Source organism: Spiroplasma endosymbiont of Sarcophaga carnaria (assembly GCF_964019595.1).
GTDB classification, from domain to species: domain Bacteria; phylum Bacillota_I; class Bacilli_A; order Mycoplasmatales; family Mycoplasmataceae; genus Spiroplasma; species Spiroplasma poulsonii.
Window position 1 is genome coordinate 1,352,439 of sequence record NZ_OZ026456.1, and the last position, 14,556, is coordinate 1,366,994.

The 14,556-nt window shown below is 23.9% G+C and carries 17 protein-coding genes; 7 read left to right on the forward strand and 10 right to left on the reverse strand.

Annotation, left to right across the window (positions count from 1 at the left end; translation table 4 throughout):
- Position 1: 1 nt before the first annotated feature.
- From AACK91_RS07760 to AACK91_RS07775, 4 genes are all read left to right on the forward strand, one after another.
- Positions 2–703, forward strand: coding sequence for a hypothetical protein (locus tag AACK91_RS07760; RefSeq protein WP_338965637.1), 702 nt, complete (start codon positions 2–4; stop codon positions 701–703).
- 1 nt (position 704) lies between these two features.
- The gene (locus AACK91_RS07765) at positions 705–1,628 is read left to right on the forward strand and encodes a recombinase RecT (RefSeq protein ID WP_338965639.1); all 924 of its coding nucleotides are present in this window, start codon (positions 705–707) and stop codon (positions 1,626–1,628) included.
- Entirely contained in the window at positions 1,613–2,119 is a 507-nt protein-coding gene (locus AACK91_RS07770) for a hypothetical protein (protein WP_338965641.1), read from the forward strand. Before AACK91_RS07765 ends, AACK91_RS07770 begins: the two co-directional genes overlap by 16 nt.
- Positions 2,120–2,304: 185 nt before the next feature.
- Positions 2,305–2,514: a hypothetical protein gene (locus AACK91_RS07775; protein WP_338963231.1), complete on the forward strand. Its 210-nt coding sequence runs from the start codon at positions 2,305–2,307 to the stop codon at positions 2,512–2,514.
- 19 nt (positions 2,515–2,533) lie between these two features.
- Here AACK91_RS07775 and AACK91_RS07780 read toward each other — a convergent pair whose 3' ends face one another.
- From AACK91_RS07780 to AACK91_RS07795, 4 genes are all read right to left on the reverse strand, one after another.
- Positions 2,534–2,872, reverse strand: a complete 339-nt coding sequence (locus AACK91_RS07780; RefSeq protein WP_338963556.1) for a hypothetical protein — start codon at positions 2,870–2,872, stop codon at positions 2,534–2,536.
- A 73-nt stretch (positions 2,873–2,945) separates the two neighbouring features.
- Positions 2,946–3,380: a hypothetical protein gene (locus AACK91_RS07785; protein ID WP_338965642.1), complete on the reverse strand. Its 435-nt coding sequence runs from the start codon at positions 3,378–3,380 to the stop codon at positions 2,946–2,948.
- A 194-nt stretch (positions 3,381–3,574) separates the two neighbouring features.
- Entirely contained in the window at positions 3,575–3,760 is a 186-nt protein-coding gene (locus tag AACK91_RS07790; protein ID WP_338963554.1) for a hypothetical protein, read from the reverse strand.
- Between the two features lie 57 nt (positions 3,761–3,817).
- The gene (locus tag AACK91_RS07795) at positions 3,818–4,780 is read right to left on the reverse strand and encodes an IS1/IS1595 family N-terminal zinc-binding domain-containing protein (RefSeq protein WP_338963247.1); all 963 of its coding nucleotides are present in this window, start codon (positions 4,778–4,780) and stop codon (positions 3,818–3,820) included.
- Between the two features lie 283 nt (positions 4,781–5,063).
- Between AACK91_RS07795 and AACK91_RS07800 the strand changes: the two genes are divergently transcribed.
- Both AACK91_RS07800 and AACK91_RS07805 read left to right on the forward strand, forming a co-directional pair.
- Positions 5,064–5,759, forward strand: coding sequence for a hypothetical protein (locus tag AACK91_RS07800; protein WP_338965645.1), 696 nt, complete (start codon positions 5,064–5,066; stop codon positions 5,757–5,759).
- Between the two features lie 30 nt (positions 5,760–5,789).
- The gene (locus tag AACK91_RS07805; RefSeq protein WP_338965647.1) at positions 5,790–6,308 is read left to right on the forward strand and encodes a lipoprotein; all 519 of its coding nucleotides are present in this window, start codon (positions 5,790–5,792) and stop codon (positions 6,306–6,308) included.
- A gap of 31 nt (positions 6,309–6,339) precedes the next feature.
- On the opposite strand, the gene AACK91_RS07810 is transcribed toward AACK91_RS07805, so the two are convergent.
- From AACK91_RS07810 to AACK91_RS07835, 6 genes are all read right to left on the reverse strand, one after another.
- Positions 6,340–8,013, reverse strand: coding sequence for a hypothetical protein (locus AACK91_RS07810; protein ID WP_338965649.1), 1,674 nt, complete (start codon positions 8,011–8,013; stop codon positions 6,340–6,342).
- A 99-nt stretch (positions 8,014–8,112) separates the two neighbouring features.
- Positions 8,113–9,546 carry a hypothetical protein gene (locus tag AACK91_RS07815; protein ID WP_338965651.1) on the reverse strand — a complete coding sequence of 478 codons (1,434 nt, stop codon included), beginning with the start codon at positions 9,544–9,546 and terminating at the stop codon, positions 8,113–8,115.
- Positions 9,547–9,549: 3 nt separating this feature from the next.
- Positions 9,550–10,941: a hypothetical protein gene (locus AACK91_RS07820; RefSeq protein ID WP_338965653.1), complete on the reverse strand. Its 1,392-nt coding sequence runs from the start codon at positions 10,939–10,941 to the stop codon at positions 9,550–9,552.
- Positions 10,934–11,239: a hypothetical protein gene (locus tag AACK91_RS07825; RefSeq protein ID WP_338965655.1), complete on the reverse strand. Its 306-nt coding sequence runs from the start codon at positions 11,237–11,239 to the stop codon at positions 10,934–10,936. The genes AACK91_RS07820 and AACK91_RS07825 overlap by 8 nt, the downstream gene beginning before the upstream one ends.
- Positions 11,212–12,672 (reverse strand): PBSX family phage terminase large subunit, encoded by a 1,461-nt coding sequence (locus AACK91_RS07830; RefSeq protein ID WP_338965657.1) that lies wholly within the window; start codon positions 12,670–12,672, stop codon positions 11,212–11,214. Before AACK91_RS07830 ends, AACK91_RS07825 begins: the two co-directional genes overlap by 28 nt.
- Positions 12,665–13,063 (reverse strand): hypothetical protein, encoded by a 399-nt coding sequence (locus AACK91_RS07835; RefSeq protein ID WP_338965659.1) that lies wholly within the window; start codon positions 13,061–13,063, stop codon positions 12,665–12,667. Before AACK91_RS07835 ends, AACK91_RS07830 begins: the two co-directional genes overlap by 8 nt.
- A gap of 320 nt (positions 13,064–13,383) precedes the next feature.
- Between AACK91_RS07835 and AACK91_RS07840 the strand changes: the two genes are divergently transcribed.
- Complete coding sequence (locus AACK91_RS07840; protein ID WP_338965662.1) at positions 13,384–14,367, forward strand: IS30 family transposase; 984 nt, start codon at positions 13,384–13,386, stop codon at positions 14,365–14,367.
- The last annotated feature ends 189 nt before the right edge of the window (positions 14,368–14,556 follow it).

Sequence of the window (14,556 nt, forward strand, 5' to 3'; positions counted from 1 at the left end):
TATGGCAGATTTAAAATTAAATAATGAAGTTAAAAATATTACGTATCCATTTTATTTAAAAGGAAATAATTTTAAAGAATTAAGTTTAAAAGCATTAACAATTAAAAAATGAATTGATGAAAATGGACAAGAATTAGCAGAATTTATATATCGACAACAAGCTTGATTAATAAATGGAGAATATAAATCACAATCACTAAAAGATTTAAAATTAGTAGTTTCAAAAATTGATTATATTTTTAGAGAACCATTAGAATTAATAAAATCTTTTAAAGATGAATTAAATTTTATTAGAAAAGATATTTTGAATTTAGAAAATAATATTAAGAATAATCATGATTCTTTAAAAAATAATGTTATTAATATTCAATTTCAAAAACAAAATGAAATTATTGAAACTCATAAAAAAGAACAATTTTTAGAAATTAAAAGTGTAGCAAAACAAGAGCAAGAATTAAAAATTATTACTAGTAATTTTCGGAAAGAAAAATTATTAATTAAAGATATTGAGGTTATTGGTATTAATGATGATTTTTTACAAAATGCTGATAAATTAGAACTTATTAATCTTATTAAAAATTATTTAGTTGTTGATGAACAAATTGTTAAAAATGAAATTAAAGATCAGTGAGATAGTAATAAAGATATTAATTTAATTGAGGTTAAAGGTATTAATTTTAAAATAAATAAAGGAGAAAAATAATATGGCAAATATTGTTGAATTTTTAAGAACAGATAAAGCAACAGAATGAATAAAAAGTAAATTTTCTAATGAAAATGAAATTGCAAGATTTAAAAGTAATATAGTTGCAATATCAAATAGTAATGAATTATTACAAAAAGCAGATCCAAAAACAATTATGACTGCTTGTTATCAAGGAGTTTTATTAAATTTACCAATGGAAAAACAATTTGGTTATGCTTATGTAGTGCCATATAACACAAAAATAACAAGAATTATTAACGGTCGCGAAATCCAAGAATGAATTAATCAAGCTCAATTTCAAATGGGTTATAAAGGTTATATTCAATTAGCACAAAGAAGTGGTCAATATTTAGATATGTCAGTATCAGATGTTAGAGAAAATGAATTAGTAAATTATGATCGTTTAAAAGGAACTAGTTTTAATTGAATTCAAAATGAAGATGAAAGAGAAAAATTACCAATTATTGGTTATGTAGCATACTTTAAAATGGTTAATGGTTTTGGAAAAACTTTATATATGACCAAAGAACAAATGGAAAATCATTTTATGAAATATTCTAAAACTTATGCTAAAAATAAATCATTTTATATTGCTAGTTTTGATGAAATGGCCCTTAAAACCGTATTAACATCATTATTAAGAAAATGAGGTATTATGTCAGTTGAATTACAACAAGCATATAAATCAGATCAAGCAGTTATTACAACTAATGATGAAAAGATTTATATTGATAATGATGCTACTTTCACCCAAAATAAGAGGCATATTAACGATGAAACTTTATCAAATAATATAAATTATAATACCCCACCTAATGATGAAATAGTGGAAATAAACGATAATGTAGTTAAAGAAGAAGATATTTCAAATTTAGTAAAAGCAGTTAATAATAATAACGATGAGGAATGAGCCACTTGATAAAAATAGGTATTGACCCATCAGGAACTGGTACTACTGCTATTGTTATATATGAAAATAATAAATTAATTAAACAAAATGAATTTACTAGTAAATATTGAAAAGAACATTATAAATTTATTGATGAATTTATAGATGAATATTTATATTCAGATTATTATGTAAAAAATAAAGGTGAACTTTTTCCAAAAGGATTAAATATTGAAGATTGTTTATATACATCTGCTAATGCTAGTAAAGATAGAGATGATTTATTAAGATTACTGGGTGCGATTGAAAATACTTGAGTTAGTTATAATTGGGTATCACCTAAACATACTAAATCAGTTGTTAAAAATATGGAAAATTTAAGTAAATATAATGATAGTTGTATATGAAAATTTGATAAAGATACTAATTTAACTTATCAATATGGTAAAGGTTGAAAATATAATAATGATAAAATAAGTAATCATTTACGAGATGCAATTATTATTGCTAATTATGAAAGTTAATATTATGAAACATTCATATAATCAAAAAACTGGAAAATATTATTCTTGCAAAATTAGGAATGTTAATATTTACTTAAATAAAAACGAAGAAAAAGTTTGAAATGAATTAAATTTTAATACTTATTATCAAAAAATAGAATATCTTATTAACTTTTATATAACACATTATAAAGGAAATAAAGAATATGAATAATTATATTTTATGTTATCGATCTGAACAAGGTAATCGCCCTTGTAAAAACCCTCGTGGTGAATATATAATTGGGATTGATAAACAAGATGTAGATATTAATTCAACTGAATACTGAGAATATTATAAAAATAATTATGGAAAAAATAATTTAGTTATTTGTAAAGTTAAAAATTTAGACTTAATATTAGAAAATAAAAAATAACCAATTAAGGTTATTTTTTTTAAATACTATTTGTTAGTTTTTTAATAGCATCTTTTTGTGCTTGTTTTTTGTCATTTACTTTAACTTGTTTTTTAACATTTTTAATTTGACCTGTTTTTAATGCTAATTCTGTTGCATAATCAGGTCCTCGTAAATGTTTTTCGTGAGCAATAACAGCAGTTCTTAATTCTCTAATTTCTGCTTTATATTTTTTAATTTTTTTAGCAGATAATCCAAGAATACCAAGACTACCCATTCCACCAGCACCCGCTAACACAAGTAAAGCAATTACTATTTCATTACTAATTTCCATTTCTTTATTTCCTTTCTTATCCTTACTCAAACAGTGGCCATCCATTCTTTCAGAACAAAATAATTTATAAATTAAACTATATAACCACCCAAAAATATCAACCGCCCCTATATATAGTTTATTTTAAATTTAATTCTTTGTTATTTTCTTCTTGTTTTTTAGTATATTCATCTTGCATATTTTTAAATATTTCTTCTGTTATACCATCCAAATTATTTCATTGTTTTGCTATTCTTGGTTGAATAACACGAGAATTAATTCGACAATCTAAGCAATGTCTTAAATGGTCTTTTTTTCATTTTGATTTATCAATTCAAATAATAATTAAAGAAATTATTAAAGTAATTAAAGGTAAAATTGTAAATACTAATCCCATTTTAGATATTTTTAATCGTGGAATATCAATTTTCATATCTACTTTGGGTTTACTACTAGCAACAAATATACCCTGAATTCCGTGTGTAAATAAAGGTGTTAATAAAATAGCAATTACATTACCTCAATATTGACCATAATTATATCAATTAATATTATCTTTTATTGCATTGATCATGCCATATTCTAATCAACAATTTAATGCTAAAAATATCAATGTATAAAAACTAACTACTCAACTACGAATTTTATATTTTCTTTCTAATTATCTAATATCTTTATGAGTTCAATTATAAGTCGGAATAAGGTCTTTTTTAAATCAATTTCAAGGTAAGGCACCCTTTAATCAAGTTGTTTTATCTTGTTTCATTATTAACTCACCAATTTTCTTTTAATTTTTAAATTACCTATTTTTATATTTTCAAAAGAACTAATAAGACCATTTGTGTCAATATACCAACCTGAAACACCTTTACTAGATGATACAACAATTCCACAACCAATATCAAAATCTTCTTTAATTTTGTCGAAAACTCTTGATGAAATAAAAAAAATCATCAATATGACAATTTGAAAACTAATTTTGTGTAAGATTATGATTTTGCTTTAAATTTTTTAAACGTTAAAATATAATACCGTTGATTGTTGGTTTGGTGTTAAACCTTTGTGTTGGTATTTTCATTTTCAGAGCTTTAAATAATTTTGAATATTAGTGAAACCCAAACCATGATAATGAATTAAGGCTTCTTTAAGACTGGATTGTAATTTACTAATCTTATTTAACTTTTGATAACTAGTATCAGGGTTTGTACTAGTTTTGGTGGAATATAGAGTAGAATTTGTTTGTTTTGCTACTAATAAATATAGTGGTTGCATATCAGAAATAATTATTGATTTTTCTTTAATTAGTTGCTTATTCATATTTTCAATAATCCATTGTTTTTGTAATCTTTTGGTATTGGTGGATTGAACAAAAATATTATTATTGCTATCAACCGCCATTTGAATACAGCATTTGGTATCAGTTGAAAATGGATCGAGATGAGTTTTTCGTTTATCAAATTTATCTTTAAAATTGCCTTTATGAATTTCTTTAATAAATGTTTCATCCATTTGGATTTGACCATTTAATTTTTTAAATTTTAACTGTGTATTTTCTAATTGTTTTGATTGCATTAATTTTTGTCGATTATATCAAGCGGTTTTTGGGGTTGTTTTAATAAAACGAGAAATTATTTTACTAGATTGTCCTAACAATGAAATTTGAATTAATAAATTTCACTGTTCATAATTTAAATGACTTCAATAAGTAAAATGATGACGAAATGCATCAAAACTAGCACGACATTTTTTACATAAATATTTTTGTTTTCCTTCGGAATTATGACCATTTTTAACACAATGAAAAGATTTGCAATTAGGACATATAATGCCTTTATCTCTAAATTTTTGATCAATTTCATTTAAACGTTTTTGTTTTTTAATTAAGTCTGCTTGTTGTTTTATTTTTTCATAAAATTCTAAAAATTGATCATCTGTTAAGCTATTTATTAATTCTGTAATTATTTTTTTCATCATTTATTTACCTCTATATATTAAAAATATACCTAATTTTAGGTATATTTTATAAATATCAAGAGTTTTCGACAAAATTAAAGATACTTTTTATATATTATATATAACTAAACTTAATATATTTCATTGCTAATTTATCCCTTAAAACGCGTCATAAGAGCTATTTTTCAAGATAAATTTTTAAAATAATTCATAATATTTTGCTTGCTTATATATATATATATATATATAATGCAATTATATCTTGATAAAAAGTTTCAAGATTAAAGAAAGGAAATTATACAAAATGAAAAAACTTTTAAGTTTATTAAGTGTATTAACTATTAGTGGAACTGCTGTACCAACAACAATTGCCGCTAGTCCTTATCAAAAAGAAGAACATAATACAGAAACTGATAGTGGTGTTAGTGTTTTCTATCAAATTATAGAAAATGGTAAACGTAAATCAATTATTGAAAAAATATATGGAGTTAATGAAAATGAAAGTTATATTAGATTTTTAGGTTTTGATAATAGAAATAATAAATATTATATAAATGATAAAAATATTTACTTTGTAAATAATAAAAATAATAATAATAATGCTATATCGATTAAATTACTAAGCTTTAAACCAGCATCAGTTATTGATTTTAGTAGTACTGATAATTTTGTTAGGTTTAATTGAAAAGATTTAAATAACACTATTCATGTTTATAGAATAAAAATTATAGATTTAGAAAATAACAATTTAAATAAAATAAATGAATTATCTAAAATTATTTCAAATCCTATTTTAGGAACAGTTAAAATTAATAATGAAAAAGGATTACTAACCGAACAACAAATTAAAGATTTTTTAAAAGATAAAAATCCTCAATTAGATATAACTAAGATAGGAATTAAAAATATTATTGATGATTTATACAATAATAATAAAAAAAGGATTACAGTATTTTCAAGTGACTCAACAATTTATACTGGTGAAGCAACTGTTTTTTAGATATTGAAAAATAGTTAAGATTTAAAATAAATGAAAAAAATATTAAGTCTTTTATCAACAATAACCTTAATTGGAACAAGTACAACCAGTTTAGTTGCTTGTAATAAACAATATAGCGAGGATGAATTAAAAGAACAAAAAGAAAAACATAAAATAAATACTACTAACCAAGAAATAAGAAACAATTTAGAATGAATAGCACCACAAGAAAAACCATTTAATGAGGTTGATAATAAATGATATTATGTAGTATGGCGTGTTGATAAAAATGAAAAATGATATGTAAGTAAATTTAATAATAATACAAAATTAGAGGGTGGAAAAGAAAAAAATATTGATAAATTAAATAATTTTTTCTTATCTTTATATTTTTATATTGGTGCTAGTTTTCCAGTTTTAACAACATGTATTTCTTCAAAAGATATAAAAATTCCCTGAGGTAGTAAAAATAATTATATTAAATCAGTTTATCGTTGAAATGGTGAAGAACAAAATTTACCCAACTTAATTGCCGGTAATAACGGTAATGTAAAAATTAATGGAGAATAAAAAAACAAAGTGCATTGAGCACTTTTTCTATTTATCTTGGATTTATTGTAATTTTAACAGGACTATTACTATCATTTCTAATATCTAAAACATTTTGATTATTAATATTTATTGTAATATTTTTATTATTACCTGCATAACTTAAATTAATTTGAGCCAACAATCATAACTGAGCAAATAATACTTTTGAAAATCTAATTTTTAATTTAACATCATTAGTATAATATGCTTGTAAATATGTTTCTTTAATTTTATCATTATCATTATTAGATAATTTTGTTGTTTGAAGTAAAAAATTAATTGCTCCACTTTTTTCTGTATAATAAATGCTTTTATAATTTCCACTAGATAAACCATTAGTATAGGCAGTAGCGAATTTTTGAATAACATTTGCTTTTATATTATCAGTATATAAAGTTATTGTATTATCAAAATTAATATTATCAGTTTGTGATAATCCTTCTCTTTTTAAAGTTATATTAGACAATAAACCACTATTAAAATCGCAACCATAACGACCACCCAATAGATTAATATCTCTATTAGGAATAAAATTTTCTATATTTGGTGGAGAACATTCAACTTGTAAATTACTTAGATTACTTATTTCAATAGTTTTATAAACACTAATAAATTTATCTATACTTTGAATTGTTGGGTCAATTTGTTTTAAATCAATTTCAGTTTCATAATAACCCTCATTAAATTCATCAGAAAATAAATTAACAGGAATTCCATAATTTTGTGCTTTCTTACATTGTACTGGTGCTGTAATTTTGGTTTTTAATGGTAGTACTGCATCAGAAGGCATAATATCTTTTGTATAAGGTTTATAGTTATATGGTACTGGTGGAAGAACATATTCTGGATAATTAAATGTTGGTATTTCATAATCGTGTGGGAGTAAGAAGCTAGTTTTATAATTAGTTGTCATATCGCGTAAATAATTATTTAATGTACTTTTTGTTTTACCTCTAAAACTTCATACTGATAAGCGTAAATAATCTTCTTCATTATTTGTATATGGGTTGTCAGCATAAAAGATAATTTCAAAATTACCTTTATATAATGCTTGAATTGAAAACATATCAATAATATAACTACAATTTGTTCCATCGGGTGTTTGTAAGAATTCGCAATTATTATCTTTTTCACTATCACTAACTGGTGTTTGAGCATCAATTGCTTTGGTTTGTTCATTAATTAAATAAACTCTATTTGTTTTTTCATTTAATTGTTTTAAATTATATGTTGAATAAACTAATTCTTCTGTTGGTTTACCATCCTTAGTTAAAATAGTACCTTGTATTTTATCTGTTAATAAAGTTGTAAAACCTAAGCTAGTAGCATTTGCTCCAAAAATAGCACCAACTTTATCATTTCCTTGTTCTCTAAATATTTCAAATGGTAAATAACCTTTACCTTTTGATTTTTCAGACCAAAAAGCATCATTATAGAAACTATAAATATTTGCACTCATAAAGCCATTAAGTCATTGAAAATTAGGTCAAGTTTTTTCATCTTGGTTAATTACTCATCCTCAGGGAATACCAAATGAAATAAAGTTTAAGAACTTACCAACTCCACCTGGTATCGTAAAAGGGTTAAAAACTAATTTTTGCGTATAGTTTAAAGGTAATACTGTAATTTGGCGATTAATAAAATTATTCATATTTAAAATATCTCAAACATTACAAACACCCATTTTATTATATTCAATTTGAACTTGTCCGACAGTATTACCAAATTCATCTTTTCTTCTAAAATATGATGATGCTTGGGTACTAATAATATTATTAACATCTTAATTATTTACTTTTACTTTATCAGGTGGAGTAATCATTCAATTTTTAGACCAATAAAATTTAGAGTTATTATCTTCTTTATGAATAGTTGTGCCAACCTTAGGATTAGTTGCTGTTGAACTCGCTTTATCGGTTATTACAATTCCCTCACTATTTTTTTGATTTCAAAAGTCGTATCTACTTTCCATATCTTGCTTTCAATCTTTAAAACCAGTTATCATTGTTGGTTGAATACCTTGAAAGTTATATCAACTTACTTCTGGAGCAGCATAAGTATTTACTTTGTCAGGTGGGCAAGGATATATGTTATACATTAATAAATCACGGGAATTCATAACTTTTTGATTAAATTGACCTTTAATAATTTTCCGACCAATAACTGGCATATCAAAAAAGATAGGATTACCATAAAATTTAACTGCCATTGCTCTAACACCTGGGTCTTTTAATAAAATATCATCTAATTCAATAATTCCTTTATTTAATTTTCCATCATAAGTTATTTTAGGAAAACAATAACCTTCACCGGGTGCTGATGTTTGAATAAATTGTCGCACTGATAAACCACTATTACTAATTTTGTCATTAATACTTGAAAAGGTAATTTCTTGTCATAAAAAACTACCATCATAAGGTGAATAATAATTAATAACATTTGATGGATATAATCATTGTCTATCTTGTGGTGCAGAATTAATATCACCACCACCAATATTTAAACCACGATCATTAAATACAGTATAAAAATTATAATAATCATTAATATTTAATTTATTTACATCTTCATCTAAAATTAATAAAGTATATTGTCTTTCAGTTGATTGTTGAGTAAATACTTTTTCAAATTTTGCTTCACCAAATTGAATTGAACTTCTATCATCAATCATATAAGCATCTCAATATTTACCAACTTTAACTTCTTTTGTATAAAAATTATCGGCTTTATTATCATTATTAATAAAATAACTTAATTTATATTGATTTGAGTATTCTAACATTCTATTAATATCATAAATATTTTCACCATCAATTAATTTTCAATAAATATTATTATTTTCATCTTTTAATTTTATAGCAAAAGGTGTTTCATTATTTACTCATATAGTTGAGTTAATTGGTTGTTTATTAAAATCATCAATCGTTAAAATATTAATTTCTTCACCTTTATATTTTTGGACTATTTTTAAACTATCTTGTCATTGAGCTATAGTACTTTCCATATTATCAAATATTCTTGAATAACTACCATAATCACTGGGTTTGGCATTATTAGGTTTTCATCCTGTTTCAGTATCAGGGATATATGAACTATAAACATTAAAAGGAAAGACCATTCAATGACGATTGTCTTTTATGTTTTCTCTGATATCTATTAAAGTATCATGGGATTGTCTTCTTAATTCTTCGATAACTGCTGGGTTAATTCTACTCATTTTTTAATTCTCCTTAATTTCTGTTCTACCTTGTAAGGCATTTTGATTATTACCAGTTTCATCATATTCTAGTAATTTATTATTATGTTTTATTTCTTTGGCTTGCATTTTGTCTTGTCATGCTTCTACTTTTTCAAAATATTTGGTTGCTTCTAATTCATCAATATTATCATATTCAGTAATTGCTCTTATTGGTTCCATTGTGCCATTATCTAATCTAGCAGTAATTAGTTCATTTTGTCGCATTTGGTCAACTAAACTAGCACTAACAAAATCAAAACCATATTCTCGTTCACCAACACCATCTCATAAACCATAATATTTTAAAACAGTATCAAACATTTTAGTATAGTATTGCTTACGATATGCTTGTAAATATGCTTGTTTTTCTAAGTCTTTTGTTTTAGTTAATAATGACTGTGTTTTATTTTGGTCATTATCTGATTTATCACCAAAAGGACTATAAAAATGACATACTAAGTATACTTGTTCAATAATTGCTTTTTGGTCTTCAGTATATGTTTCTAATGTTGGTGTACCTTGTACTACTTGTAAAGATTGGGATAATTGACCATCTACTGCTGATTGACCTGATTGAATAAAAATATCATCAAAAGCATCTTGTAATACTTTTTTATTACCTTTGTTATAAGCAGTCATTAAATCATCATCTAATATTCCATATCAATGAGTACGATTTGCTCATCTTTCTTTTGATTTAATATTAAAACTATCTTCTAAATCAAATTGTAATTTATAACAATTTGCCATTGTAGGTCATAGGTTTAATGTAGTTGATGTAGATAAAAATAAGGGGTTAGGTTCATTAATCATTTCTCAAAAAGGAACTATGCCTAATTTATTTTTAAATTCTTGTACTAAAACAGGTTTAACATCATCTTTAATTTGTGTTTTACTTTGTCCAACAACTACTTCATTATTTTTAGGTCAACCTTTTATACCTATTTTATCTTTGGTACAAATTAAATTTAAAATAAAACCACTATCTGATTGATGATAATTTAATCAAATATCAGCACCTTGTTCAATTTCGTTTATTTTACTTACACGAGATGTAAAGTTAAAAGGATTAATTCATAAATAAATATTTCCATCACTAGTTTCTAATAAACCAAAAATAGTTTTGCCCATTAAACTTGCTGTTAATTCATTTTTATCTAATTTTTCTTTTATTTTATAAGTTTCATATCATCAATTTAATTTTTCTAAAATGTCTTTACGATGAGACTTAAATAAAATATCTTTACCATTTACTAATCGCATTTGATGACGAGCAATAATATTGGCTAAATTAATAGTTCAATCATAATTATAAAATTTTAAAACACTATTAATATCATTTAAGTTTGGTAAACTATGGAAAGTATTATTCATTGTTATTTTGCTCCTTTAATTTTAAAATAAGTGCATAATTAATAATATTTACTGTTAATAAATTTGGTTCATTTGCTAAAACTTGTACACATACTTTAACTTTTTGATATTTATTAATATATTCGTTATATAAATTTAAATTACATATTGCGATATTATCTTTATTTAATTCTTGACAAAGTCTTTTTTTAACTTGTCCACAAACAGACATATATGGTCTTTTTGCATTTATTACACGTTCATCATGTATTACATAAATATCTTTTTTTATTAAGTTATTCACTTCCTTTGTTGTCATAATTTATAATCTGCTGAACTATTATGTTTAACCATCGGTACTAATTCAAAGTGTAAAGCATAAAAATCACTATCAAATGTGTCATCATATAAATCTAACATTCGTTCTTCTCTTGCATCGGGCTTATCTTCTCATTGAATTAATTCATATTGGGTTTTACTTACAGGACATTTTTCTCATAATCATTTTAATTGATTAGTATTTATTAACATTGTAAATGCTTCTACACGATGTTTTATTTTAAACTTCTGCTTTTGTGCTGGTTTAAAATTCATGTATTGACCAAAAGTATAATTATATTTCTCTCGGTTTAAACTTTCTAATGTTGCATAAGCACTATCATCAACATTAATTGATATACCTTGCTGAATTAAATTAAAATATTGATTTAATTGATTGTTGTAAAACTCTAAAATATCTTTAACTTGTTCTAATGGTCCTTTAAATTGTTGCGTAGCATTTGAGTGTGCATATTCTGCTACTTTATAGGCTTTTTTATCAAATGAATTATATATTCAAAAACTCGCTGCTGTTGTATGCCCTTTGGGGCTAGTAGAGTTTGCTAAGTCAACACCACCTAATAATTTAGTTGGTTGAATAATATCTGTTGCTTGCATAATATCAATATATCTTGCAAAAATTGAACCACTAGTATTACCAGGCAATCCTCAACTCCATACTCTTGCTCTTTCAATATCTAATTGTTCTAATCTTAATTGTTCATTAACTTTATTTTGTGTTAATTCATAATTAAGTCTTCAACTAGAATAATGAATAATAATTTTCATATTTCATTTTTCGATATAATTAATTTGTTCATATTTACTACGCATTATTTCTTCATTAAAAGGCATTAATTCATTACAATAACCAACAATATATCTTTTTAAGCTTTCGGGGTTACATATATTAATTGTTATTTTATTTTGATAACCACGAATAGCAAATTCTAAATCACTTAAATCTTTTTGTTGAAATTGGTCACATTCTTCTCTTCAATCAATTACTAATTTATATTTATTCAAATCAGCAAAAGCTTTTAATTTTTCTTTCCGGCTTGGTGAATGTAAACCTTTACAATATATTTTGCTACCATTTGATAAAGTAAAAGTAAAATTTGATAAGTTAATAGTATAAGGAATATGATTTTCATCTAACATATTTCATATATTTTGAAATACACTATCTTTTAAATCCTTACTTCAATACATACTAGCAATGATACAAATTGGTTCTTTAATTAATAAACTAATTTTTAATAATTCACCAAACATTTTAATATTTGAAATAGTCTTACCACTATATCGTGTTCCAATTTGATTAATTTCATTAACTAACTCATATTTTTTAGCAAAGGGATATTTATTACCAATACTACTATTTTGTAATAATCAATAAGGAGTTTCTAACAAATAAGTAAAATGATTAAGCATTATTATCACTTTCTTTTTTAATATCTCTAATATCCGTTTGTAAATTAACAATTATTGGTTGTTGATTATTTAAGTTTAATTCTTGTTCTAACTGTTTTTCTTGCAGTGAATATTTATAATTAAATGCTCGTTGTCAATATAATTTAGCACCATCATGTGATTTCATCATAAAGTTAATTATTTCACTTTCAATTCTATCAACTTGTTTTTCAAGTAAAGGAACTATCTTTTCGCTCTTGTAAGTTTCGTGCTTTCATCTGTTAGAAAGATTGAATTCATTGGTTAAATCATTCAAAGTATATGGTTTATTGGGTGATTTATTTTCTCAAAATTGCTCTATTTTACGATAAAAAGTTGCCAAACTTGCTTTATTTGGATTAAATTCTTTCATTTTTTACTCCTTTTTGCATATTAAAATTGCTATTATTTAATGAATATGATTAAATAAAAGAGTAAATAAAAACTATGAAAGAACCATCGCGGTTCTTTTTATTATTTATATTTTACATCAAAATAAAAAAAAGTAAATTACTTTACTTTTTATTTTAGTATACAAGCATATAGAGATAAATTGGAGCTTGTTACAATATAATTATATAATTAATAATATATTTGTCAATAATTTTAATTTAAAAAAATGTGAAAATTTATCTTTTTTATAAATTTAATGTATAACTATTTTTATAAAAGAATTGGAGGAAATATAGAGTAATGAAAGATTATACACATGTAAAATATGATGAACGAAGATTTTTTAAGGATTTATTTTTATCTGATAGTTGCAAAAAGAAAAATGGCACACTTAATTTATCTGAAATATCAAGACAAACAGGAAGAGATATTAATACTGTTAAAAGAGAAATTAATAGATTTACAAATATAGAAGATTATAATGCCCGTGAGGCACATGATGATTATTATAAAAAACGACAAAAGTGTATTAAAAAAATACCTACATTTACAGAAGAACAACAAGAATTTTTAAATTTACGATTTAATATTTTGGGTGATTCACCAGCAGAAATTATTCAGCGATTTTTAATAAAATTTGGTATCAAATTTCCTGCCTGTCTTAAAACATTTTATAAATGAATTTTTTTAGGTCTTTTGGGTTTGTTAAAGAAAAATTTATTAAATGGTGGTAGAAGAAATAGAACAAAGAAAAGACCTGATAATCGTGGGAAATTAGATGAAAGATTTAAATCAATATGAGATATTGAAAATAAAGAAACAGATGTTGGTTGATTTGAAATGGATACCGTAGTTGGAAAAGAACATCAATCTAGTTGTTTAGTTTTGACAGAGAAATCAAGTAAAAAATACTTTGCTATGAAATTAGAAGAACATACTGCTAATGAAGTTTTAGAAAAACTTAAACATATAGTTAGAATTAATGGTTTAGTTGGAAAAATTAAAGGAATAATAACCGATAGAGGAAAAGAATTTAGTAAGTTTGAAGAAATGGAAAAGATTACTGGTTCTAATGTTTATTTTTGTGACCATGCTTCGCCTAATCAAAAACCATTAATTGAAAGACTAAACCGTGAATTTAGAAAACGATATGGTAGGGGGACAGATTTTAATCTTGTTACGCAACAAGAAATAGATTTAGTAGTTGATATTATAAATGAAAAATTAAGGCCCGCTCTTAATTGAAGAACTTCAAAAGAAGTATTTTTAGAGAATTTTAGATAAGTTTATTTGAAGTAATTTAATAAATTATTTTTCAGTGTGTTTAAATATGCCAAAAATAGGGTAAATTTAAAAATAATTTATTTTTTTAAAAAAATAGTTGCACTTCTTTTAAAAAGTGTTGTTATTAAAATAACAAGAGATAAATTTGCTTTAATTTTGTCGAAAACTCTTGATATTTATAAAATATAC